Annotated in this window: 21 protein-coding genes; 13 read left to right on the forward strand and 8 right to left on the reverse strand. The window is 43.9% G+C overall.

From position 1 onward, the window contains the following. Nucleotides 1–17: 17 nt before the first annotated feature. Nucleotides 18–677 (reverse strand): MBL fold metallo-hydrolase, encoded by a 660-nt coding sequence (locus ACZ5A8_RS20455; protein ID WP_322225361.1) that lies wholly within the window; start codon nucleotides 675–677, stop codon nucleotides 18–20. 209 nt (nucleotides 678–886) lie between these two features. Continuing rightward, nucleotides 887–1,666, reverse strand: a complete 780-nt coding sequence (locus ACZ5A8_RS20460) for a TrmB family transcriptional regulator (RefSeq protein ID WP_464531225.1) — start codon at nucleotides 1,664–1,666, stop codon at nucleotides 887–889. Nucleotides 1,667–1,892: 226 nt separating this feature from the next. Here ACZ5A8_RS20460 and ACZ5A8_RS20465 point away from each other — a divergent pair, with 226 nt between their 5' ends. The 3 genes from ACZ5A8_RS20465 to ACZ5A8_RS20475 are packed head-to-tail and all read left to right on the forward strand — an operon-like array spanning nucleotide 1,893 to nucleotide 6,455. Next, nucleotides 1,893–4,247: a hydrophobe/amphiphile efflux-3 (HAE3) family transporter gene (locus ACZ5A8_RS20465; RefSeq protein WP_464534235.1), complete on the forward strand. Its 2,355-nt coding sequence runs from the start codon at nucleotides 1,893–1,895 to the stop codon at nucleotides 4,245–4,247. Next, on the forward strand, nucleotides 4,244–5,401 hold the full coding sequence (locus ACZ5A8_RS20470) for a COG1361 S-layer family protein (RefSeq protein ID WP_464531226.1): 1,158 nt from the start codon (nucleotides 4,244–4,246) through the stop codon (nucleotides 5,399–5,401). Before ACZ5A8_RS20465 ends, ACZ5A8_RS20470 begins: the two co-directional genes overlap by 4 nt. Continuing rightward, complete coding sequence (locus ACZ5A8_RS20475; protein ID WP_464531228.1) at nucleotides 5,394–6,455, forward strand: COG1361 S-layer family protein; 1,062 nt, start codon at nucleotides 5,394–5,396, stop codon at nucleotides 6,453–6,455. Before ACZ5A8_RS20470 ends, ACZ5A8_RS20475 begins: the two co-directional genes overlap by 8 nt. A 258-nt stretch (nucleotides 6,456–6,713) precedes the next feature. On the opposite strand, the gene ACZ5A8_RS20480 is transcribed toward ACZ5A8_RS20475, so the two are convergent. From ACZ5A8_RS20480 to wtpA, 4 genes are all read right to left on the reverse strand, one after another. After that, nucleotides 6,714–7,301: a TOBE domain-containing protein gene (locus ACZ5A8_RS20480; protein ID WP_464531229.1), complete on the reverse strand. Its 588-nt coding sequence runs from the start codon at nucleotides 7,299–7,301 to the stop codon at nucleotides 6,714–6,716. 14 nt (nucleotides 7,302–7,315) lie between these two features. Continuing rightward, nucleotides 7,316–8,362, reverse strand: coding sequence for an ATP-binding cassette domain-containing protein (locus ACZ5A8_RS20485; protein ID WP_464531230.1), 1,047 nt, complete (start codon nucleotides 8,360–8,362; stop codon nucleotides 7,316–7,318). After that, a complete protein-coding gene (locus tag ACZ5A8_RS20490) occupies nucleotides 8,349–9,167 on the reverse strand; it encodes an ABC transporter permease subunit (protein WP_464531232.1) in 819 nt (272 codons plus the stop codon). The genes ACZ5A8_RS20485 and ACZ5A8_RS20490 overlap by 14 nt, the downstream gene beginning before the upstream one ends. Nucleotides 9,168–9,305: 138 nt before the next feature. After that, nucleotides 9,306–10,397 carry a tungstate ABC transporter substrate-binding protein WtpA gene (gene wtpA / locus ACZ5A8_RS20495; RefSeq protein ID WP_464531233.1) on the reverse strand — a complete coding sequence of 364 codons (1,092 nt, stop codon included), beginning with the start codon at nucleotides 10,395–10,397 and terminating at the stop codon, nucleotides 9,306–9,308. 529 nt (nucleotides 10,398–10,926) lie between these two features. Between wtpA and ACZ5A8_RS20500 the strand changes: the two genes are divergently transcribed. Beyond that, on the forward strand, nucleotides 10,927–12,846 hold the full coding sequence (locus tag ACZ5A8_RS20500; RefSeq protein WP_322225369.1) for a sodium:solute symporter family protein: 1,920 nt from the start codon (nucleotides 10,927–10,929) through the stop codon (nucleotides 12,844–12,846). Between the two features lie 136 nt (nucleotides 12,847–12,982). Here ACZ5A8_RS20500 and ACZ5A8_RS20505 read toward each other — a convergent pair whose 3' ends face one another. Next, nucleotides 12,983–13,789: a sugar phosphate isomerase/epimerase family protein gene (locus tag ACZ5A8_RS20505; RefSeq protein WP_464531234.1), complete on the reverse strand. Its 807-nt coding sequence runs from the start codon at nucleotides 13,787–13,789 to the stop codon at nucleotides 12,983–12,985. 779 nt (nucleotides 13,790–14,568) lie between these two features. Between ACZ5A8_RS20505 and mtrE the strand changes: the two genes are divergently transcribed. From mtrE to ACZ5A8_RS20550, 9 genes are all read left to right on the forward strand, one after another. Next, complete coding sequence (gene mtrE / locus ACZ5A8_RS20510) at nucleotides 14,569–15,483, forward strand: tetrahydromethanopterin S-methyltransferase subunit E (protein WP_229389593.1); 915 nt, start codon at nucleotides 14,569–14,571, stop codon at nucleotides 15,481–15,483. Then, nucleotides 15,480–16,229, forward strand: coding sequence for a tetrahydromethanopterin S-methyltransferase subunit D (mtrD, locus tag ACZ5A8_RS20515; RefSeq protein ID WP_464531236.1), 750 nt, complete (start codon nucleotides 15,480–15,482; stop codon nucleotides 16,227–16,229). Before mtrE ends, mtrD begins: the two co-directional genes overlap by 4 nt. 1 nt (nucleotide 16,230) lies before the next feature. After that, nucleotides 16,231–17,034: a tetrahydromethanopterin S-methyltransferase subunit MtrC gene (gene mtrC, locus ACZ5A8_RS20520; RefSeq protein WP_464531237.1), complete on the forward strand. Its 804-nt coding sequence runs from the start codon at nucleotides 16,231–16,233 to the stop codon at nucleotides 17,032–17,034. Then, entirely contained in the window at nucleotides 17,031–17,357 is a 327-nt protein-coding gene (locus tag ACZ5A8_RS20525) for a tetrahydromethanopterin S-methyltransferase subunit B (protein WP_229389587.1), read from the forward strand. Before mtrC ends, ACZ5A8_RS20525 begins: the two co-directional genes overlap by 4 nt. Nucleotide 17,358: 1 nt before the next feature. Then, nucleotides 17,359–18,081, forward strand: a complete 723-nt coding sequence (gene mtrA / locus ACZ5A8_RS20530; protein ID WP_229389585.1) for a tetrahydromethanopterin S-methyltransferase subunit A — start codon at nucleotides 17,359–17,361, stop codon at nucleotides 18,079–18,081. Next, complete coding sequence (locus ACZ5A8_RS20535; RefSeq protein ID WP_229389583.1) at nucleotides 18,081–18,305, forward strand: tetrahydromethanopterin S-methyltransferase subunit F; 225 nt, start codon at nucleotides 18,081–18,083, stop codon at nucleotides 18,303–18,305. The genes mtrA and ACZ5A8_RS20535 overlap by 1 nt, the downstream gene beginning before the upstream one ends. Nucleotides 18,306–18,322: 17 nt before the next feature. After that, nucleotides 18,323–18,544, forward strand: coding sequence for a tetrahydromethanopterin S-methyltransferase subunit MtrG (gene mtrG, locus ACZ5A8_RS20540; RefSeq protein WP_229389581.1), 222 nt, complete (start codon nucleotides 18,323–18,325; stop codon nucleotides 18,542–18,544). 12 nt (nucleotides 18,545–18,556) lie between these two features. Beyond that, nucleotides 18,557–19,507 (forward strand): tetrahydromethanopterin S-methyltransferase subunit H, encoded by a 951-nt coding sequence (mtrH, locus tag ACZ5A8_RS20545; RefSeq protein ID WP_322225376.1) that lies wholly within the window; start codon nucleotides 18,557–18,559, stop codon nucleotides 19,505–19,507. 1,217 nt (nucleotides 19,508–20,724) lie between these two features. Further along, entirely contained in the window at nucleotides 20,725–21,855 is a 1,131-nt protein-coding gene (locus ACZ5A8_RS20550) for a hypothetical protein (protein ID WP_464531239.1), read from the forward strand. Nucleotides 21,856–21,926: 71 nt separating this feature from the next. Here the strand turns inward: ACZ5A8_RS20550 and ACZ5A8_RS20555 are convergent, their stop codons facing one another. After that, nucleotides 21,927–23,429, reverse strand: a complete 1,503-nt coding sequence (locus ACZ5A8_RS20555; RefSeq protein ID WP_464531240.1) for an RtcB family protein — start codon at nucleotides 23,427–23,429, stop codon at nucleotides 21,927–21,929. Nucleotides 23,430–23,635: the final 206 nt, after the last annotated feature.

A 23,635-nucleotide genomic window follows, 5' to 3' on the forward strand; every position in this document is an offset into this window, starting at 1 on the left:
TCTCTCGAAAAATGAAATCAGGAGTCAAGAATAATTACATTAATATCTGGGTTCTTGCTGTGTACAAGGGTTTTAAACCTTTCGGGATCTCCCTCGATTCCTTCTGAACCGTAGTGCATTGGAATGACAGAATTCGGAGAGATTACTGCTGCTGCTCTGGCAGCTTCCTCTTCATTCATGGTATATGTGCCCCCAACAGGCAGAAAGGCTACATCGGCACTGATAGTTTCCATCTCAGGAATAAAATCGGTGTCTCCTGCATGATAAATTCTCAATCCCCCAAGTTCTACAATATATCCTACTCCAAGTCCCCTGGGGTGATTAGGCTTATCAAGGTTATAGGCCGGAACCACTTCAATCCGAACCCCTTTGATTTCAAGTCCGTCAGCCAGAATATCGCCCTCAGCAACCCTTCTTGCATCTCCCCTGAATTCAAGGGAACAGCTCTCAGGGACAATGGTTGTAGAATCAGACCTCCGGACCTTCCGGATATCCTCAGGACTGCAATGGTCAAAGTGCTCGTGTGTAATAAGAAGGATATCTGCCTTGTCATCAAAAGCCGGTTCTTCACCGATCTGATACGGGTCGATATAAATTTTTTTGCCATCCCCTTCAAGCAAAAAACCAGAATTTCCCAACCATTGAATACTAACGCCTTCAATTTTTACGCCATTCATTTATACACCTGCTGAGCTCGGTTTCCTGCATCTGCGAAAAGAGTCCTGTTAGAGAACTCTACTTTCAGACCATTAGCCTACTTTCAGACCATTAGCCTACTTTCAGACCATTAGCCTACTTTCAGATTAGCTCTACTTTCAGATCATATTGGATCATATTAATAGTATCCTGAAGCACTGCCCTTCTTTAGAGCAGACCTGTTAGACCCTTAGACAGATTTAAGATCTTTTTTAATAAAACTTGGCTCAAGCACCCTATCATAAATCATTTTCTGCATGTAACAAACAACTGGCAGTTTGATTACGACTGCTTCCCTTTTGTTTCCTGCACTGTGAACTCCTATTGATTCTTTTCCATCCGCAATTATAAAGAATTCTTCGTCATACCGGATTCCATCAATCACAATATTAGTTATGAAGTCCGTAAACTCTTTTGTAGTCTCTCTAAACTCAAAAGGCAGCAGTTTGAACCTCTCGAGTTCATTCACAATAAGGGTTATGCGGCAGGTTTTTTCCAATTTTTTCAGTTCTGCCTCAAACTCCTGCAAGAATTCGGGGCTTGACGAGAAAACAATCAATTCTTCCTTTACCCCGCTAAGAATTTCACGGATTCTGTTTTTTATTCCCCACTCACTCTGAATACACCAGACAGGAGAAGTTTTTGGAAGTTCATAACTTAATTCATTGAGCTGGTCAAGCGCTTCGATTGCGCAGTTAATGAATTCGTCTTTTATCTTGCCTATTACCTGCTTGGGATCAACTGCACGGAAATAGGTCGGAAAACCCTGGCGGACTTCCAGATAACCTTTTTTTGTCAGCACTTTAAGGACTTCGTATATTTTGGCTCTTGGTACATTCGTAAGTTCATGGACTTCCCTGGCTGTAGCCTCTCTCAAACTGACGACCCCGACATATACTTTAGCCTCGTTTTCAGTTAGCCCTAGCCTCTCCAGATTACGAATTAACTGAGGATTAAGTTGTGAAAACATTTGTTACCCCTAAAGTAACAATAAATTTAAATCTTTTCCACATATAATACCAAACAAATGTCGAACATTAAATAACTATTCATACAGTAGAAAAGGGAAAAAATGTATATTACTAAGTAAAGTCTTGAATGGTAAAACTCCGACCCAAAGGGAAACCTGCAGGTTGAAGATATGCATCAAAATCCCTAAATTGTACTTCATATTAAAATTATGAGGGGAATCCACTATTAAAAATATTTTTGAAAAACTGGGATTTTTTATTCAGAACAACCGTTTTTCCGTACTCATGATAGCTTTCCTGTTCATAGTCATATCAATGCAGGGCGCGCAGAAAATAGAAATGGCTTCAGGAACAGAGACCTTTGTAGGCAAAGACTCCCCTCTCTACCAGGACTATGACCACCTTTTTCAACGAATATTCCAGACACAGTCAATTGTGGTGATGGTAGAGGGCAACGAGGTGAAAAACGCTGACCTGATGAAAGCCGTAGACAGGCTCGAACACCAGCTCCAGGCTACCGAGGGGGTCATAGAAACCACAAGCCCTGCTTCCCTGATCAAATCGGTTAATTACCAGACGACAGGAAGGTACACAATTCCCGAAACCGATGAAGAAATTGGGGTTATTATAGATGAAAATCCTGATATTTTTAGCCAGATAGTTCCTGACAATACCCACATGTTAATTTCGGTGGTTATGGCCGGCTCAGCCAGTGAAACTGCGCAGGAAGATATCCTTCATGCTACTGAAGATGCGGTCTCATTTGCAGAATTTCCACCTTCTTACAGCATCATTGTTACAGGTGATCCGGCTTTCAGCGTCTCCATGAACTACGAAATGAATTCGAGCATGGGTACACTTCTGGGGCTTTCCGGCATTTTCATGGTTATTGTACTTTTTTTCGTGTTCAAGCATGTCCGTTGGGGCCTTCTTCCTCTCCCAGTAGTTCTTCTCGGGATCGTTTACACCTTCGGAGCCATGGGTTATATCGGGATTCCTCTTTCCATGGTTTCGATGGCTGCGTTCCCGATTCTCATAGGCGTAGGGATTGATTATGCTATCCAGTTCCATAACAGGCTTGAAGAAGAACTGCATAGAAACGGGAGTAAAGGAAGAGCAGTTGTAGAAACCGTAAAGAACACGGGTCCTGCGGTCTTAATAGCCCTTGTAATGACAGCTCTTGGTTTTGTGTCTCTCTTTACATCCTCAGTACCAATGATCCAGGACTTTGGAAAACTACTCCTGATAGGCATTATCATGTGTTATCTATCGTCCATATTTGTAGGGATTGTAACAGTTTCACTATTTGATAGTTATTCAGATAAAAATCCTTTAAAGAAATTTACGAATCGGAGAAAACCGGCAGGTTTAGAGAAAAAGAAAAAAACAGAAAAACGGAACGGAGGCGGACACAAAACAGAGAAACTCCTCCAGAAAGCTACAGATCTAACGATCAAATACGATATTATTGTCCTGGGAATAGCAAGCCTGCTATGTCTTGGTGGTCTTTATGCAGATCAGTCCGTGGAGATTCAGACTGACGTGCAAACTTTCGTGCCCCAGGATATGCCTGCCCTTATGGATCTCCAGCATATGGGAGACATCATGGGGGGAACTGATGAATTGAATCTTATCATCAAGGTTGAAGACACAGCTAATCCGGATGTCCTGAAATGGATGGATCAGTTTTCCGAGCATGAAGTAGAAGGAAGAAAGCATATATACAGCGCTTCAAGCATCGTATCCCTGGTAAAGGAAAAGAACGGGGGCACAATTCCTGACACGAGCCAGGAAGTAGAAAATATTTATGCTGAGATCCCTGAATGGCAGAAAGAGCGATACATGTACGGGAAAAATATGCTTCTCCTGAACTTCAATATCGGAAACGCGGTTGCAGATATCAAAGTAACAGGTATCCAGGAACTAACGGATATTGTCAAGCAGGACATGCAGTGGATGCCAGCTCCCCCGGGCACAACAGTCACGATTACCGGGAACAATGTCGTCTTTACGGAAGTTATTACCGCCCTTACCAGTGGGAGAGTAGCTATGACTTTCCTTGGGCTTGGACTTGTGCTTATGGGGCTTTTTGCTGTTTACAGAGACTGGCTGAAAGCAATAGTCCCGATTATTCCGATGGTAATAGTAATCGGCTGGTCAGGAGGAGTCATGTATTATCTTAACATCGAATACACTCCCATGACAGCAACCCTGGGAGCTCTGATTCTTGGAGTAGGTTCTGAATATGCGATCCTTATGATGGAACGCTACTTTGAAGAAAAAGAGGCTGGCGCAACTCCTATGGAAGCAATCCATATGACCAGTTCAAAAATAGGAACTGCAATCATTGCTTCAGGAGCTACTACTGTGTTTGGATTCCTGGCCCTGGTCGCTTCTCCATTCCCGATGATTAGCAATTTCGGAAAAGTTACGGTTATTGATGTCCTGCTGGCTCTCCTGGCAACCTTTGTAGTCTTCCCGCCACTTATAGTAATCCTTGATACCTGGCGAGAGAAGAAAAGAGGGAACACGGCGGCAGAAAAAGAGGCAAAAAAACAAATTCAGGGGGCAGAGATATGACACGAGTGCCCATAAAAAAATTAAGGCAAAAGATAATGAAAAGAGCTCCTTTAGTTGCGTTAATCCTGTTAATAGTATCAATGACTGCATTTCCAGCCCTCGGAAACGATGACGATGATGAAACAAACTTCATTATTCCAGACTATGGGTACACCGTAGACTATTACAGGAGTTACGGTGAACCGGTCATGCAGGCATCAGTCACAGGAAATCCCGAGCTCAGCAGGGGAGAGACTGCAGACCTGCAGATAAAAATTGTGAATAAAGGAGTAATAGAAGGTTTTCAGAGACTGAACGTAAATCAGGCTGGGATAAGCGATTCTGCTGAAGAGATGCTTGCAGTTGCTGAGATGGAAGAGGAAAAAGAGTCCACGACAGCGAAAAACATCAACGCCTTCCTTGTTTCCGGAACAGAGTACATTGAGGTCGAATCCGCGACCAATATCCAGGATGTGGAAGAGCTTGAAACAGGGCATACCGCAAACCTAAGATATACGATAAGGATCGACAGTGACACCCCTGCTGGAAATTATGAACTCTTCCTGCCTGTAAGCTATGACTACCAGGCGAATGTCCGGACCGCAACCGGAGAAGTAATAAACCTGGGGCTTACGGATACGGACTATACCAGAGAATATAAGACGAAAGAAGAGACGCTCAGGATACCTATTTCCATAAAAAGCAAACCGAAGTTAGAGGTAACTGAAATTTCAGGCAACCTGAAACAGGGAGAAAATAGAGTCATTGAAATCACCTATACGAACACAAGAGAAAGCATTGCGCAGGATGCTATGGCCCGAATAATCATAATGAGCCCTCTTAGCGCGGAGAAGTCCACAGTGAGACTCGGAGATATAGGGCCTGGAGAGAACAGGACTGCCAGATTCGAAATCGCTGCAAGTAAGGATGCTACTGTAAAAAGCTATGGAATCGATAGCGAGATAAAATATGTTGATGAGGATGGAGAAACCTCCTTTTCAGATAACCTGAAAGTACATGTGCCTCTTGAAGCCACAGAGAAAAAAATCAGCCCAGCCGGCATAGCAATTATACTGATTATCCTTATCGCCCTTTACCAGATCGTAAATATGCACCGGAAAAGAAAGAAGAATAATGAGAATGATGAGAACGCGTCAGGTGATGAAAATGAATAAAAATGGATTTTTTGCTACTATTACAACCCTTCTGATCCTTTGCTCTGCTGCCCTGCCCGCACAGGCAGCTTTACCCAAGAACTTCGACATCAGTAAGAATTATTACACCGTATACGGAGGGCCTGACCTTAATGCGACACTTGTCGGAAACAATGAATATTCAAGGGGAGATACGGTAACTCTGAACATAAATATGATGAATAAAGGTGCAATCACCGGATTTAAGTCCGAAAATGAGGTAGATATGGGGGACTATGTGGCTGAGATGCTCCAGCAGGCTGAAATGCAGTACGAAGCCCAGGCCATAACAGCAGTAGGTATCCTTGCAACCCTCAAATCCGACGACCCGCATATAAAGGTGAAATCCGGGCCTCAGGAAGCAGGTACCCTCAAACAGGGTAAACAGAGTTCAAGCCCAACAAAATTCACTATTGAGGTTAACAAGAATACCCCCGCCGGAACTTATCCCTTAACCCTTGAGCTTTCGTATATGTACCAGCATAATGTGCAGGTAGGCGGGGATGAATTTGACAGTGCTATAGGCCTTGTAACAAACAAAGAAGTAGGCATCTGGTACGAAAACAAGACCCAGACCCAGACCATAGAGGTAAAAGTCAAAAAAGAACCTTACTTTGAAGTTACAAATGTAACAGGCGACCTTTACCCTGACGAAGGCGGACTGCTTTATGTTACATACAAGAACTCAGGAGAAGAACCTGCAAAGGATGCAACAGTCAGGGTTAGTGCAGGTGACCCCTTCAGCACAACCGATGACCAGGCTTACCTTGGAACCCTGAACCCGGGAAAAACCGCTGTTGCCATTTTCGATATGGATGTAGATGGAGATGCAACATCCAAACTATATTCCCTTAACAGCGAAATTCTCTATGAAGATGCTGACGGGCACGACCAGATTTCGGACAGCATAAAGGTCAATGTAGAGGTTCTGCCTGCCAAAGAAAGCCTTCCGGGGTACCAGTTCGGAACAAGCATTGCTTTCGTGGCTCTTGCAGCCTGCTTTGTCCTTTTCAGGAAAAAGCAGCAGAAGGACTGAACAAAAAAGCTAAAGAATTGAAAAATTGAGAAATTAGATAATCGAAAGTAAATAAAAAAATGCCTGTGAACGATAAGTTTTACAGGCATTCCAGCCTTTTTGATAAAGGATTTTACACTTACAGATTTTACACTTATGGATTTTACATTTACAGATCTTAAATTTACTTAAATTTAAAGATTTTAAATTTAAAGATCTTAAATTTGAAGATCTCAACATGATAATCTTTAAAGTATATCTTACGTAAAAAAGTAATATTCAGCCTGAGATATCAGATTCTTTCAAATCGAGGTTTACAGATTCTTTTTTACTGACAGCTTTTGCGACCATTACCTCGGTGGATTTTATGACTGCATAAATCCGGTCTCCAGGTTTTATATCCAGCTTTTCCACTGCTTCTTCCGTAACTACAGAGGTAAGGACTGAAGGTTCGAGTTCAATAGTGATCTTGGAAACAAGCCCGCTTTTTTCGACTTTAAGTACCCTTCCTGGAAGCTTATTTCGAGCTGAAAGCTTAAAACTTACGTTTTCCCAGGAGGTTTCATCCCCTACGGCTTCATTAATCATTTTTTTGTTCATATCGTATTCAACCAGCAGTTTCCTTCCGAGATCGGTCAGGAAGGTGCCCTGGTCTTTTCCCCCGCGCACGGTAACTACCGCAGGTTCGCCTAGCGCTTCATTCATTTTTTTAAGCATCATCCAGGCATGCTTATACGAGATTCCGAGTTTCTGGCAGGCTTTTCGAAGGGAGCGTTCTTCGTCAATTGTTTTCAACAACTCGGCTCTGCCAGCACCCATTACCGTCTTTCCATCTTCAGTAAACCAGAGCTTTGTTTTCGCTTTCACAGACTTTCACCTTTTTATCGGAGAACATGGACAGAACTTGCCTTAAACTGGACATAGACAGGAACACCCGGAGAAATATTCATCTCTTCTGCCGACTGCCGGGTTATGAGGACATTCACGGGGATCCCACAATCAACCTTCACCCGCACAAGAGCTCCAAGTATCCAGACTTCCGTAACCCTGCCCTGTAGAGAGTTTCTGATGCTGGATTGTGTGGAAGTTTTACTTAAAGCTATGTTTTCGGGTCTCAGGAAGGCATATACCTGATCTCCTGTTTTCATATCCCCTGAGGCGTCGATCACCGCGTCCCTGACCTCGATCCTTAGAAGTCCGCGGTCAGCAGAGATAACCCTGCCTTTCAGCACATTCTCAAACCCTACAAAGCTGGCTACCTGGCTATCAACAGGTTTTTCGAAAATAGCCTCAGGAGTCCCTGCCTGCACAAGCTTTCCGTCCATTATGATTGCGATCCTGTCAGCCATTATGCGGGCTTCAGTCTGGTCATGCGTGATATGCAGCACAGTCAGTTTTTTATTTTTATGGAGAGCTGAAAGCAGTTCTCTGGCACTTTCCTGAGTACGGGGATCAAGCGCGCTCAGAGGCTCATCCAGCAGCAATATTTTAGGGTCGGTAACAAGTGCTCTTGCAAGGGCGACCCTTTGCTGTTCTCCTCCGGAAAGCGTAAGAGGATTGCGATCAAGAAGATGGGTGATCTTCAGGTCTCTGGCAGTTTCCAGAACCCTTTCTGGATCTTTTATTTTCTTCATCCGCATCCCGAACTCGATATTCTTTTTCACGTTCATATGAGGAAAAAGAGAATAATTCTGGTAGACAAAAGCAAGGTCGTGTTTTTCCGGAGGCAGGTGTGTTACTTCTTTTCCGTCAACCATAATCTTTCCGGAATCGGGGACATGAAAACCTGCAATCAGTTCAAGAAGCAGGGTTTTTCCGGCTCCTGTGGGTCCAAGGATCACAAAGTATTCGCCGGATTCAACTTTAAGGCTAAGATCGTCCAGGGCAAAAGTTCTCCATTTCCGGGAAAGGGATTCAATCTCTATCATATATACTCCAGCCTGCGGAAAGGATTCTTATTACAAGGAATATAGAAAGAGTGACCAGTATAAGAAGTACGGCTATGGGTCTGGATGCCGAAAGCCCGTAAGAGATAAAACGGTCATAGATAAGTGTGGGCCCTATCATGGGGTAGTAGGCGATAATCACAACAGCCCCGAACTCACTTATAGCCCTTGCCCAGGTCATGACCGCGCCTATTAAGAGATGTCTTGCCGAAAGAGGGAGAGTTACAAAGAAAAATGCTTTCCAGAGAGGAGCTCCCAGAGAACGGGCTGCATTTTCAAGCCTCGGGTCCACACTTTTGAAGCCTTCCCTTGCAGAATTTGCCAGATAGGGAAGGGATACGAAAAGCATTGCGACTACAATTCCCGGAAGAGCGTCGCGGAACTGGATATAAGATGCGAGAGGTTCCCCAATAAGCCCTCGAGATCCGAAAACAGTAAGAAGGGCAATCCCTGCTACCGTATGCGGGACCACTACAGGCACATCAATTATGCTCTCAACTAGCCTCTTACCGGGAAAATCGAACCTTGCTAGGATGTAACCCGCCGGAGCTCCGAGGAAAAGGGCAAGCAGTGTTGCAATAAAACCCGCATAAAGTGAGAGAAAAATAGCGCCCATCACTGAACGGTTTCCTGCAGCTTTCATCAGGCCCGAAAAATCCTCCAGGATTTGCCCGAAGATCATGTTTGAAAGGGTCAGGAAAATAAAAAGGAAAAGAATGATCAGTATAAGGGAAAAGATGAAAGTCAGAGGCTCAATTCTGCGGATTTTTTGGATTGTGGAATTCATTCTTATACCTTTTTACTGCCGTTTTTGTTTTTAAGTAATTCCCTGAATCCTGCTTTCTGAAATTCGTTATACCAGGGTGTTTAAAGTAGTTTTAAGACCAGGGAAAGAGCTCATCTTTATTCTATAAGAGCCTGTAATTTATTCCACAAAAGCCTGTAATTCTTCAGGCATTGCTTCTTTTCCTTCAGAGAAGGCAGGAACGATCGGGGGCTGTCCGTTCTCTATGAAAATCTGCTGGCCGGACTCGTCAAGGAGCAGTTTTACGAATTCCGCTGCAAGTTCCGGATTTTCGGCATTTTTAGGGATTGTCACTCCATATACGATAGGAGAGCCGGTAACTACTTCTCCGTTTGCCATTTCAACCTGGACCTTTGAGTAATCGTCAGCATATTCGATTGAACTCAGATCAATTTCAGGCGGGAGCTCTACATATTTAAAGCCATGCTGCTCAGCTACACTCCTGTAGATATAAAAGTAGTCGATTTCTCCCATTTCCAGAGCAGAGGAAAGCTCGACTTCCATACTCCTGAGCATAATCTTACTGGTATCAGGGGAAAGGGCTTCAGATTCAGGAACACTCACGAGAACTGTCCCGTTTTCCTCTTTTGTGGCAATCATACCGGTCTTATCCAGAATAAGGTCATCATAAATCTGGTTGTCATTATAATAGAACTCTGCAAGCTGGGTAACCATCTGGGTCCTGTAGCCGCATGGGTCATCGTTAGGGTTGGAAAAGCCATAATTTACCCCCGGGCGCCTGAGGATTTCATACCAGTTACCTGCATTGATCTCATCACTATACAGGCTTTCATTAGTGTAAGCGATTACGATCTGGTTTCTTGCAAAAGCCGCATACCAATCCGCATATTCCGGAATCATCATGGACGGAATCAAGGCATAATCTGCAGACGCCAGAACATCTGCCTCTTTTCCAAGCTCTGTGATCTTTCTCACGCTTTGTGCACTCCCTGCAGCTTCTCTCTGAACATCAACTCCAGGATGTTTAGCTTCGAACTCAGCTTCAAGCTCTTCAAAGGGTACACTCAGGCTTCCTGCGTGAAAAACCGTAAGGACAGTGCCTTCGCTTGTGGTAATATTTTCAGAACTGTCTTCCATAGCTCCTATATTCTCGTCCTCTGCCTGATTGTCAACACAGCCAAGGCCGGCAAATATAGTAATCAAGGTTAAGAGAACAGAGATTACCTTGAAAACTTTGATTTTACCTTTCATAGTTATGTGGTCTTAAACATAACAAATATAAATCTTTTGAGTAAAACCTCTGCATTTTCACGTGATGTAAATTATGATGAACAAAAAAGAAGGAAGTGAAGCCTAAAATAGCGTTTTCCCCGGGAAAAATCGGTTTATGTAAAAATAATGAAATTGGGAGTCAAGAATCAAAGTAAGAATCTAGGGATCAAAATAAGAATCTAGGGATCAAAATAAGAATCTAGGGATCAAAATAAGAATCTAGGGATCAAAATAAGAATCTAAGGATCAAAATAAGAATCCATGAATAAAAATAAGGAGATTAAAATGAATAAACCCAAGTTAACTTGCATTTATTTGTAAAAAGAAGTTCGTAAAGCATCTGAGGAATAAATAAATAGTAGAATTAAAGTAAAGTTTACTTATTCAGATTTAATAATATGAGAATATATAAAAGCAAAGTATCCCTGAATGATTGTAATATTTCAGGAAAATTTCTATAAAATGGTAATACTTATATAAATTATTTGATCCTTTTAAAGGTGCCCTTATGGATGGTTATAATATTTTCTTGGTGTTGCTTGCGGTCTACATAGCCGTACTTGTGGCTATTGGCTGGTACTTCAATAAAAAACAGAAATCCGTTACTGACTTCTGGCTCGCAGGACGCAGGATAGGACCTTCAGCTCTTGGGTTTTCAGCTGCTGCCTCCTGGCTGACAGCCGGAGGAATCCTTGCGGTTATAGGGTATTACATGCTGCAGGGAATGGGCTCTGTATGGGCCTTTGTTGCCCCGAACATCCTCGCTCTCCTTATTATTGCGATGCTTGTGGGGAAGATCAAGAACCTGCCTGCAATCACACAACCCGAACTTCTGGAACAGCGCTATGGCAGCGCAGTTCGGTGGCCGATCGCTCTGATCATTACTGTAGTGATGATTCTTTTTGCGGTAGCAGATGTTACAGGGCTCTCCCTGGTACTTCAGGTCTTTTACGGCCTCGATCCTCTTTATGCTGCAGCTATTGTTGCGATTGCAGTCTCCCTTTACGTAACCCTGGGAGGGCTTTCGGCAGTAGTCTGGACAGATGTAATTCAGTTTGCTTTCCTTGCAATCTTCACAATAGCAATGGCTTTTGCCGCAGTAGGTGCAGTAGCTGACGGAGGCCTTAATACTCCTGCAATAAGCAGCTCAGAGCTTTTCGGAAACGTACCGGATGTATGGTGGAATCCCTTCTCAATTGGTATTCCCATGGTCCTTATCTTTGTCCTGGCGATTGTTCCGGGCTGGATTACGGAACAGGATCCCTGGCAAAAGGTATGGGCTGCAAGGGATGCAAAATCAGCCCGGCTTGGGATGATCATAGGGTCCCTTATGATAACTGTAGTTTTCGCGGCATGTGCTGTAATTGCAATAGCCCTTAACACCATTTACCCTGAGATCGCAGGAATGGGTTTTCCTGCAGGAATGGCTCTGGCAGAACCTGCGCTTCTTGCCTTTGTCAGCGAACGTTTCGCCTCAACTCCCCTGATAATAGCTCTCAGCGCAATCGGACTTGCAGCAGCCTCCATGTCATGTGCAGACACCTTTGCAACCTCAGGAGCTTCCTGTATCTCAAGGGACATTTACCAGAGATACATAAAGCCTGATGCTACAATGAAGGAGATGATGGTTGTAAACAGGATAAGTGTGCTCATCATTGTACTTGCTGCAACCGCAGGCTCATTTGTAATCCCCAATATTATCGATGCAATTCATATTGCAACCTTTATTGCAAGCGCTTCCTACTTCTTCCCTCTCATGGGAGGTCTGTACTGGAGAAGAGCTACGAAAGAAGGAGCGTTTGCCGGGATGCTGGTAGGATTTACAGTTCAGGTAACCCTTGTAGCCCTGGACCTTATAAAGACTCCTCCCCTGGCACCTTACTACCTTGAAGCAGTCCACCCGGCCCTGATGGCTCACGGTGTTATTGTGGGAATGGGTCTGAGCGCCATTGCCTTCTTCGGGATTTCCCTTATGACAAAGCCCTCAAATAGGGTTAACCTTGCGCCCTTTTTTGAAGAGGAAGCTGAAGAGCTTGCCCGTTACGAGGCACGTGAGATCAACGAGACAGATCCCTCATACAGTGCTTTCCTCAAAAATATTGATGAAAAAGTCGCAGGGGAGCGCACCCACCTTCAGCTTAACCTCCGGGCTTCGGGGGCTCTCAACTGGCATGAACTCGTGGACAGGCTGAAAACCAGTTCTCCGGCATGGGTTACTCCAACAGGGCTTGATTCAGTATACCGGCTGACCCATGGTGATATGCTTGCATGCGTTGCTGTTACAAGAGGAAGCGGAGAGAAAGATATCTGGCTCAAAGCCGAACCAAAACTTGAAACCGTGGGAAGGCAGAGGAAAGAGCTTTTTACTGCTTATGAAGAACTCAAAAAAGTGCTTGGCCAGAAAGGAGTTAAACTGGATTTCTATTAAAAAGATAATTAAGAAGGTAGAAGTATTGAAAAAGGCTGAGATTCTGAACGAATCCGGCCATTAATTTCTTTTTCTGGACTTAGTTATGAAGTTAAATTCGAGTTCTGGAGTTAAATTCAAACTCCAAGATTTAATTTTAATATAGAGCTTTCTCGATGACTTGCTTTCCAAGCTGAACATCTTCCACGGAGAAAACTTCCAGATTATAGACACCCCGGTAGTCGGAAAGCAGTTTAAGAACCGAGAAGTCAACACATCCCTTTCCTGGTACCATATGTTCGTCCCCATCATATTTTTCTGTCCACTGTCCACTGTTATCATGCAGATGAAGGTGAATAATATGTTTCTGCAGGGTCCTGATAAAAACCCTGAGCTTTTCGGAATTCCCCCCGCAGGTAAGGTTTGCGTGCCCGATATCAAAAGTAGCCTTAAGATGCTCTGAATCTACAATTTCGATAGCCTGGGAAAGTTCTTCTACTTCACAGCAAAAATTTGAAAGATCTGTTCCTTCTTTATTTTCAAGCCCCAGCATAACTCCATAGTCCTCAGCAAGAGAGGCAAGGGATCCTAGGTTATTGATCATAGAAGCAAAGGATTTTTCTCTATCTGGTCCAATCCTGCCAGGGTGGAGCACCACTACACTGGCTCCTATCCTGTTTGCAATTGCCATGGACTCTTCAAGGAGAGTAAATTCCCGGTCTCCCATTTTTGCAGTATCCACCTGCAGGGCTGCAGGGTACCTTGGGTCTGCTGCAGAGTAAGGGGCGTGAACAGTGCCTGTGAAACAATATGTTGACATTTCATCAAGGATACGTTCAAGTTCTTTCTTTTCAAGTACTGAACCATTGTAAATTCCCAGCTTAGGGACATATAATTCTATAGACCCTACATTTTCCTTCAGCTCCTGAAGGGAACCAGCAAAGGATGATGCTCCGAAAATCACGCATTAAGCAAGGAGACCAGATATAAATTCCTTTTGCGGCATCAATAACAATCAGAACACACCCAACTGTATATATTTATTAAAATGCTTGAGTGAAAAAGGGGAAAAAAATGAGATTTACATTTAATCCGTGGCAGAAGGCGTTAAGTTCCTGTAAAGATGGAAATATAGCCAACATATTTATATATAATAAATTGTTATCCGACCTTCATTTTAAAAGAATTAATAAATAGTTCCTTAAGAAAAGTATAGAATTATCTTTAGCAATATATTTTCATTGAAAATAGAGGCAGTAAAAAATAATTAGAATTCCTGAACCAGAAAAAAATATCCATATTATCCCTGAAGAAATCAGAAAATTGATGAGATATACATTATATAAAATTTAGTAATATAAAAACCACATCAGGATAACTAATTATTATAAAAATAGTTAATATATTTTTAAAAATAAATAAAAAAATTCATTAGTAAGAATCGGAATCTTTATATGATACTGAAAGAAGTATAATTTATTTTCTTATATATATTTAGGATTTTGCTTATTTTAACGGGTACAATACATCTTATAAAATTGATTGTATAATATATAATCATATAATAATATTTTAAAAGCGCCCTTATTTCGAAAGGTTTATGAATGATCCTCTCTAATCCAAATTTTAACGCTCGTCATCATCATTTTTATTTGCAATGATGTGGCAGACGATTCTAAAAAAATGTATAACGTTTTTGAATCCAGCTTATTAACATGTTAATAACATAAAGGAGGAAAATGAATGGAACCACTCATAGGCATGGGAGTGCTGGCACTTATTGGCGTAGCTGCAACCATTGCAGGTGCCTCAGAAGACCTAGAATCCGATGTCGGATCCCAGAGTAATCCCAACTCACAGGTCCAGTTAGCTCCCCAAATGATGTTTCCGCACAGAATATATAATAAAGCGGTATCGGGGGAACCACCCTCAAATGCATTGATGTGCTCGGTCGGTGCAGCCGTAGCTACAGTATTAATAAGTGAATTTACATTATCTCCGCTCTTTGCACTGGTAATCGGTGCTCTTGTTGCAGCATGCGTTCACGGCACTTTTGCCGTCACATCTACAATGGGGCGTGCAGCCAGCCAGAGGCGTTTCAAGCAACCAGTTTATCTGGATATGATAAGAAGTCACACCCCGGTAATCATGGGATACGCCTTCATAACGACTTTCTGTATCCTTATCGTGTCTTATCTGATGACCGTCGTTCTCGGACACCCCTTCCCATTAACCATGCTCGCATTTATCTGGGGTATTACAGTGGGTGCAATTGGTTCATCTACAGGTGACGTCCACTACGGTGCAGAGCGTGAATTCCAGCAGTTCGAGTTCGGTTCCGGGCTCAACGCTTCAAACTCGGGAAACATTGTCAGATATGGAGAATCCGGTGTCAGGAACGGGTATGATAACTCCTGGTTCTGTGCCAAATTCGGAGGCCCTGTTACAGGTATTGCCTTTGGTATGACTGTATTCCTTGGAAGCTGGGTAACAACTGTTTTTGATCCTGCAGTAAGCCTTACAAGAGGCTGGTTCTCTGTTGTCGCAGGTGTCATCATTGTCCTTATTTTAATTATCTGGAACTGGAAAATTGAAGTCAAAGCCCGTAACGCTTTCGGACCTTACAAAGAAGACAAGACCGAGGAGGCCTCAGCATGATCGACGCTCTCTTGGATAACATCGTGTCGATGATATACATTATATTGGGTGGCGTCCTGATTTCCTGGAGTGTACACTTCGTGCCTGTAGGTGGCGCACCTGCAGCTATGGCTCAGGCAACTGGTATCGGTACAGGTACCGTGCAGCTGGCAGCCGGAGCAGGCCTGACAGGGCTTGTAAGTGCCGGATTCATGATGAACGTAACAGATAACCTTCCACTGATTCTCGCATCGGGCGCAGTGGGAGCAATGATCATGATCGGCGTAACCATGATTGTCGGAACCTGGGTCTACGTTTATGGTGTGGGCTGTGTGCCTTCCTCAGCAAAGGTAAAAGTCGACCCCATTACAAAATACAGACAGGACCTGTATGTGTCCCAGGGTACTGAGGGGCACGGGCTTCCAACAGTTTCTTTCGTCAGTGGCATTATTGGTGGCTTACTTGGTGGAATAGGTGGAGCCCTCGTATACTACGCTCTTATAGAAGTTGGACTTAAGGCAGGCCTCACCGCAGGCACAAGCTCTTCTGTTACAGGGCATGAACTTGTAGGAATTGCTGCAATGTTCGCAATAGGCATCTTCTTCGTGAACGCTGTGATCCCCTCCTATAACATCGGAGGTACAATCGAAGGGTTCCACGACCCGAAATGGAAGAAGTGGCCAAAGGCGGTAATATCTTCCTTTGTCGCAACTATACTCTGTGCCGTTGTGGCAGTAATCGCAATCTCACAGCTTGGAGTGATCTAAAATGTCTGCAGGTGGATCAGGAGGAGGAGCAAAAGCCGCGTATCCTCCACAAACAATAATGGCTATAGGTGCAGTCGGCGGTCTCGCAGGAATTTACCTGGGTCACTTCTTGCCTCCAATGTTTTCATTCTTCGGAGGCCTGGGAGCAATCTGTGCTATTGTCTGGGGTGCTGATGCGGTTCGCCGTGTTGCAAGCTACGGACTTGGTACAGGTGTCCCATCTATTGGTATGATCGCCCTTGGTATGGGAATCGTCGCTGCCCTGTTCGGGCTTTCCGTGGGAGGCATTGCTGGACCCATAGTATCCTTCATTGCAGCAGCAATTATAGGTGCTGTTATCGGTGTCCTTGCAAACAAAGTAATCGGGATGGGTATTCCTATTATGGAACAGGCCATGGTGGAAATCGCAGGTGCAGGTACTCTTGCAATTATAGGATTAAGCGTTGTCATTGCAGGAGAATTCACATATGGCGCAGTTATTGAGAACGTAGTCGCCAACGGATACATTGCACTAATCTTTATCATAGGCGGTATGGGAATCCTTCACCCCTTCAACGCAAATCTCGGCCCTGACGAGAAGCAGGACAGGACACTGTCTGTAGCTGTTGAAAAGGCAGCCATTGCATTGGTTATCACAGGTTTTGCGTCTTCACTCCATGAAGGATTGATGGCAGCAGGACTAAACATTCTTGTAGGGCTTGTTATCTGGGCTGTTGCCTTTATGAAGTACTATGGGTTTGTCAAGAGAGATGCACATTCGGTCGTTGGAACTGGGCTGTTGCCAAGTGCGGAGGAATTGCAATGAGCATGATTCGCATAGCTCCCGAAGTACATCTGGTCATGGACCCTGACACTGCAACTGTAGCAGAAGAAAGGGCGGACTCGGTTCTTTATTCCATGGAACCTGTCTTTGAGAGAATGGACAAACTTGATGGGGTTGCAGATGATCTGCTGAACTCACTTTCACCCAGCAAACCACTCCTTAACTCATGGCCTGGCCGTGAGAACACCTCCTATATGGCAGGAATTTATGGAAACGCGTTCTACGGAATCGTTGTAGGTCTTGCCTTCAGCGGGCTGCTTGCCCTGATCATATTCATACAGAGACTGATCGAGGGAGGTATGTAAAATGGTAAATAAAAGAGAACCCGCACCTGGATGGCCCATCCTGAAAGGAGAGTACGAAGTAGGCGATGTAAAGGGCTGTGTTGCAGTCATTACCTGCGCATCACACCTTCCTGGAAAGCCTATTCTCGATGCAGGAGCAGCAATTACAGGATCCTGTAAAACCGAAAATCTGGGTATAGAAAAGGTCGTTGCCGACATAATTGCAAACCCCAATATCAGATTCCTGATCGTAACAGGAGCTGAAGTTAAAGGGCACGTTACAGGACAGGCAATGCTCGCGGTCCATGAAAATGGTGTAAAAGATCACAGAATTGTAGGTGCAGTAGGTGCTATTCCGTACGTAGAAAACCTGAACGATGAGGTAATTGCCCGCTTCCAGCAGCAGGTCCAGACCGTAAACCTGCTGGATACAGAAGACATGGGTGCAATCACAGCCAAGGTAAGGGAACTCGTGGCAAAGGACCCTGGTGCCTTTGATGCAGAACCAATGGTCGTAGTAATCAGCGACGAGGGAGAAGAAGAAGAAGAGGCTGGAGTCATCAGACCAGTCTCCGGTGAGATTGCAGTCATTCGCAGCAGACTGAAAGGCATCGAAGCCCGGATGCTTGATATAGGAAACTTGAATAAGTTCCACTCAGGGATTCATGCAGGAAAGATTGAAGGTGCCATGATCGGGTTGACAGTAACCATATCCCTGCTTGGGTTGTTACTGCTCGGGAGGTAATGAGAATGGCAGAAGAATACGGAAAAGGAGTCCCAATGGTGCTCAACCCCCAGATGGGCGCAATTGACGCTACTGTTGAGAGCATTCGGTACAGAGCACAGCTGATCGCGAGGAACCAGAAGCTGGATTCCGGGGTAATGGCTACCGGAATGATTGGCTTTGCAGCAGGCTTCCTCTTTTCACTGCTGATGGTAATCATACTCCCGTTAATGGCCGGTCTCTAAGCTTGAGAGGTGAAACAATGGATGGAAAAGCACCAGCAGCATTTGTAGATCCAGCTGAGTTTAACGAAGTAATGAAAAGGCTCGAAAAGATCGATGAAAAGGTTGAGTTCGTCAACAGTGAAGTTGCACAGAGAATCGGAAAGAAAGTAGGAAGAGACATAGGAATTCTGTACGGGGCAGTGGTAGGACTGCTTCTCTTCCTGATCTATGCCACGATATCATCAATGTTCACAATATAATGAGGGATCAAAATGTTCAAGTTTGACAGGAAACAGGAAGTTTACGAGATAGGTGGAGTTAAGTTCGGCGGACAACCGGGCGAAAACCCGACCGTGTTAGTCAGTACTATGTTCTACGCAAGGCACAAAATCGTGACCGACGAGGACAAGGGTCTCTTTGACAAAGCCGCTGCAGAAACTCTGTGGAACACCCAGGTGTCAATGAGCGATGCCACCGGAAACCCCTACGTAAACCAGATCGTGGGTGAAACCCCCGAAGCAATCAGGCGTTACATCGACTGGTTCGTTGGAATTGATAACAGGACCCCCTTCCTGATCGACTCCTCAGCCGGAGAAGTGCGTGCAGAAGCAGCCAGGTACTGTACTGAAATCGGAGTTGCAAACAGGGCAATCCACAACTCCATCAACGCAAGTATTGAACAGGCAGAAATGGACGTGCTCGCAGAGAGCGATGTAGAAGCCGCAATAGTTCTGGCTTTCAATGCAACCGACCCAACCGTAAAAGGAAAAATGGACATTCTTGAAGTCGGTGGCTCCGGGCAGACCAAAGGTATGCTCCAGGTCGCCAAGGACTGTGGGATCAAGATTCCACTTATCGATGTCGCTGCAATGCCCCTTGGCGCAGGTTCTGGCGCAACAATCCGCTCAATTCCAACAATCAAAGGAAAGCTCGGCTTGCCTGTAGGCGGCGGATACCACAACATGGCTTCTGCCTGGGACTGGCTCCGCAAGTTCAAGAAGACCCAGCCTGACCCCAAGGCAATCTATATGCCTGCTGATATAGGTACCAACCTTGTTGCCCAAATTGCAGGTTCTGACTTCCTGCTCTACGGTCCGATCGAAAACGTGAGCCAGATCTTCCCTGCTGTGGCCATGGTGGACATCATGCTTGGCGAAACCGCAAAGGAACTTGGCGTCGAGATCTCAGATCTGGAAAACCACCCTGTGAGCAAACTTACGTAAGCTCAAAAATTATTGAAAGGATCGCAAGACCCAGAAGCAAAGAGGAGTTTTCCCTTTGCTTTTTCTTTTTTTGTTTCACTATCGATTTTGTAGCTTATTTCAAAATTTTCTCATCGTTATATCCAAGAGTCCTTAATAGAGGTGACTGTAAAGTTACATCCTCCGGGGCATTTCTCTCTTGTAGTTATTTTCCCTTGAATAGTTAAAAAATTAAGGGGGAAATAACGTAACTAAAATAGAGATAAAAACAATAAAGAACAACTGAATAATTGTACTACAGAAGAATAGCAGAATAAAATAACATCGAAGAATAACACCCAGGAATAGTATCAGAGGAATAGTATCAGAGGAATAGTATCAGAGAGAAAGCAACCGAAAAACAATAGAGAAAAGACGTTAAAGAAACTTATTGATTCTTATGAATATTTGGAAGGAAAGTACCTGGCGGACGAGGAAGTATAAAGAGCCCGCCAGGTACGATGAATCCACTCCCAACTCGCTTTCAATGGGGAACAAATATACCTGTAGATATCAGATTAAGGATGTGTAAAGGCCTGACTGAGTGTTTATACAGGACCCCCACCTGTCAGGAGTTATACAAATCCATTTCCAGACTCACCATTTGTCAGAGAGTTAACCCGTGTCTTCCGAAACTAGAGAGGACAACAAAGACATACAAACTGTGAGTATACAGGAAATCAGTAACCTGATTCTCAAGGCTATTCTAGCCCCATTCACATTCTAATTTATTTGATTTACATCTCGTACACTGTCTTACATATATATATAAAGAATTGTGAACCGATATTACCTGTTTTGGACACGTTGTCACTTCCCCACTTCAGTACATCGGGGGAAAGTTCTACCTGAGACAGGCAGTAGAATATGAAGAGAAAACCGTGGATTAGAGGAAGTTGTCAGAAATAAAAAACAGGAGATATTTATGAAACTGCAAATTAATTGATCTCACAGAAGAATAATATAAATTGACAAAAATTCTCAAAAAATGGCACTAAACAGAAAGATTTAATATTCGGTAGCACTTACCAATATATAAACTACTGATAAAGTTTTTTGGGTGCCAGAATAATATTACATTTGATAAAACAAATTTTTTAAGTTTTTAGTATGAAGAGATAAAAACCATTGGTATCAGGGGTACAGATTATGGATCGAAGCATAAGAAACCAGAAAACCAGATCACCTTGGGGGAAAATATGCTGATCAGAAAAAATATATCCCTTGATGATAAGTACCTTAAAAAATTGCAGCCTCTTCTGGATGCCAATGATGGGAATCTTAGCGCTGCAGTCAGGGACACAATTGAAGTTGCAGATACAGCACTTACATATCATAAAAGTATTGATGAAGCAATCAAATTTTTAAAAGAAACCCCCGCAAAAGAAGAGTTGAGCGATACAATCAAAAACGGGGAAAATATCATTATAAATAAAACGATGCTCGAATGGCTTTTCAGGTATACCAAGGGAAGACTCACTGACGAAGAGCTGGTTAATGAACTCATCAATCCTTTTGAGATCAGTGATATGAAAGGACTGGAGGACTACCTGAACCGGGTCTCCAGAAACTATCAGTGGACGATCAGAACTTCAATCAAGTGTGAGGACATACACAACCCCGAGTCTGCCCTTATACTCCTTTCCAATGCCACCATAAATAGTAGAGAATTCTTTGCCCAGCTTATTGCTCATTTTCTGGCAAGATGGAAACAGCTGGATGTCGAACATATTTTCAGGCGGGCAAATTCGACCCAGATATCATTCAAAAAGAATCTGTCAGTTTCTCTTAATGAGACCATGCCAGGGATCAGGAAACATTTTGGCTATCTTGACATCGTATGCAGAGAACTCGACGACAACACGGAGTTCTGGACCCAGTTAATGTATACATATAATGTTGAAAGGTACAATCTTGTAACTCTGCATAGAAGTCAGTTCGAAACTTTTGCAGCCGGAGATATCCCGAACCCGACAAAGATACTGGAACGCCTGTGCAAACAATCGGTAAGCGAAATGACTCTTCCAGATTTACTTGTGTATTTTAGGAAGATGTACATGGCAACCCAGCTCGTAAAGAATATAGATATATGTCTTGAACCGGGAAAAGAATCCGTAACCATCTTTCATGATTTCAAAAATGAGGAAGTTATCCATACCCTTGTCGAATACTTTTCGAATATATTCAGAGAAAATGGCATGCCTTTTGTAACTTCTTCGTATTCGAGTATGATTGTATTCAGGTTCTATAAGGAACATGAACCTGCAGATAGCTTAGATTCATACAGGGCTGAAGAATTCACTGAATCAGATTTCTATTCTAAAGAATAAAATTCCTCAGAAAGACTGGTTGCTCAAGAGGATTAAGAAATAAAGAAAAAGAAGGTTAAATTTCTATCTGTTTAACCTTTTGTAACCCCAAGAGGGATAACTCTTGCAACCTTGCGGGCAATACCAAGCTCGTGCACAACATTTACTACCTCGCTGCTGGACTTATACACGCCAGGAGCTTCTTCAGCAATTACGGAAGGGTGAGTTGCCCTTACAGTAATTCCGTGGGCTTCAAGGTTCTCTTTTACGCTCTGCCCGTGAAACTCTCTCTTTGCATGCGCCCTGCTCATAATCCTCCCGGCTCCATGACAGGCGCTGCCGAAAGAAACATCCATGGCCCCTTCTGCACCACATAGTATGAAAGAAGGAGTTCCCATACTTCCAGGAATTAGAACGGGCTGTCCTACATCTCTATATGCGGAAGGAACTTCCGGATGTCCGGGGGGAAATGCCCTTGTTGCCCCTTTTCTGTGTACGTAAACCTCTTTTTTCCTGCCGTCGATATTATGTTCTTCAAGCTTTGCTACATTGTGGGCAACATCATACAGGAGGCTCATTCCCATATCATCGGCATCCCTGCCAAATACCTTTTCGAAAGACTCACGTGTCCAGTGAGTAATCATCTGCCTGTTTGCCCAGGCATAGTTTGCAGCACAGAGCATCGCCTTGAAATAATTCTGGGCTTCCCTCGACTGAGCCGGGGCACAGGCAAGCTGCTTGTCCGGAATCTCAATTCCGTACTTCTTTACAGCTTGAGAGAGTTCTTTTAGATGGTCCGTGCAGATCTGATGCCCTGCACCCCTTGACCCACAGTGGACCATTACCGTAACCTGACCTTTTTCAAGCCCGAATGTTGAAGCCGCTTCCTGATCATAAATCTCGTCCACATACTGGATTTCAAGGAAGTGGTTGCCGCTCCCGAGAGTTCCTAACTGAGGTTTTCCGCGGTTCCTTGCTTTTGTGCTCACCTGAGAAGTGTCTGCTCCTTCCAGGTAACCACTCCCCTCACAGTGTACCACATCGGCTTCCACACCGTATCCGGCGTCTACTGCCCATTTCGCGCCCTCAAGGAATGCACTGTCCAGTTCTTTATCAGAGGCTTTGAACCGGCTTTTTGAGCCGACACCTGCAGGCACATTATTAAACAGCTCGTCAGTAAGCCTCTTTATGTGAGGAACGACATCTTCTTTTCGAAGGTTTGTGCGGATGAGTCTTACACCGCAGTTAATATCAAAGCCCACTCCTCCGGGGCTGATAATTCCTTCTTCGGCATCGAAAGCTGCAACGCCCCCTATAGCAAAACCATAGCCAAGGTGGGCATCAGGCATTGCCATGGAATATTTCTGAATTCCAGGGAGAGTTGCCACGTTTGCAATCTGGTCAATAGTGCCGGCATCAATGCCTCCAAGCAAATTTTCAGATACAAACAGGCGCCCTGGAACTCTCATGTTGGGGATATGCCCCTGCGGGATATCCCATTCGTTATCGGAAAGCTTCCGGACCATACTTTTTATATCTCTCTGTACATCTTCCATACCCAATTCCTCAATAGCGGTATCTTCACTCTCTACCATAACTGATCCTCCCTGCTCCTTATATAGTGCAAATGTGATTTTGAATATTATTCCCTATATCAATATAATTCTGAAATTATTCATGTACCTTATGTTTCCTAAATGATCGTAAATTACTCTGAAATATAGTAAAACACTGTTTGAGACTGTATAAAAGGCCAGACGCTACAGTCATACATAACAGCATACATAAAAGCCATACATAA

This window comes from Methanosarcina subterranea, from assembly GCF_055385895.1.

Coding starts and splice junctions, on each gene's coding strand:
- ACZ5A8_RS20500 (WP_322225369.1), top strand. CDS start 10,927: ATGGATGGTTATAATATTTTCTTGGTGTTGCTTGCGGTCTACATAGCC.
- ACZ5A8_RS20525 (WP_229389587.1), top strand. CDS start 17,031: ATGAGCATGATTCGCATAGCTCCCGAAGTACATCTGGTCATGGACCCT.
- ACZ5A8_RS20460 (WP_464531225.1), bottom strand. CDS start 1,666: ATGTTTTCACAACTTAATCCTCAGTTAATTCGTAATCTGGAGAGGCTA.
- mtrH (WP_322225376.1), top strand. CDS start 18,557: ATGTTCAAGTTTGACAGGAAACAGGAAGTTTACGAGATAGGTGGAGTT.
- ACZ5A8_RS20455 (WP_322225361.1), bottom strand. CDS start 677: ATGAATGGCGTAAAAATTGAAGGCGTTAGTATTCAATGGTTGGGAAAT.
- ACZ5A8_RS20475 (WP_464531228.1), top strand. CDS start 5,394: ATGAATAAAAATGGATTTTTTGCTACTATTACAACCCTTCTGATCCTT.
- ACZ5A8_RS20550 (WP_464531239.1), top strand. CDS start 20,725: ATGCTGATCAGAAAAAATATATCCCTTGATGATAAGTACCTTAAAAAA.
- ACZ5A8_RS20535 (WP_229389583.1), top strand. CDS start 18,081: ATGAGAATGGCAGAAGAATACGGAAAAGGAGTCCCAATGGTGCTCAAC.
- mtrG (WP_229389581.1), top strand. CDS start 18,323: ATGGATGGAAAAGCACCAGCAGCATTTGTAGATCCAGCTGAGTTTAAC.
- ACZ5A8_RS20490 (WP_464531232.1), bottom strand. CDS start 9,167: ATGAATTCCACAATCCAAAAAATCCGCAGAATTGAGCCTCTGACTTTC.
- mtrA (WP_229389585.1), top strand. CDS start 17,359: ATGGTAAATAAAAGAGAACCCGCACCTGGATGGCCCATCCTGAAAGGA.
- ACZ5A8_RS20485 (WP_464531230.1), bottom strand. CDS start 8,362: ATGATAGAGATTGAATCCCTTTCCCGGAAATGGAGAACTTTTGCCCTG.
- mtrC (WP_464531237.1), top strand. CDS start 16,231: ATGTCTGCAGGTGGATCAGGAGGAGGAGCAAAAGCCGCGTATCCTCCA.
- mtrE (WP_229389593.1), top strand. CDS start 14,569: ATGGAACCACTCATAGGCATGGGAGTGCTGGCACTTATTGGCGTAGCT.
- wtpA (WP_464531233.1), bottom strand. CDS start 10,397: ATGAAAGGTAAAATCAAAGTTTTCAAGGTAATCTCTGTTCTCTTAACC.
- mtrD (WP_464531236.1), top strand. CDS start 15,480: ATGATCGACGCTCTCTTGGATAACATCGTGTCGATGATATACATTATA.
- ACZ5A8_RS20470 (WP_464531226.1), top strand. CDS start 4,244: ATGACACGAGTGCCCATAAAAAAATTAAGGCAAAAGATAATGAAAAGA.
- ACZ5A8_RS20555 (WP_464531240.1), bottom strand. CDS start 23,429: ATGGTAGAGAGTGAAGATACCGCTATTGAGGAATTGGGTATGGAAGAT.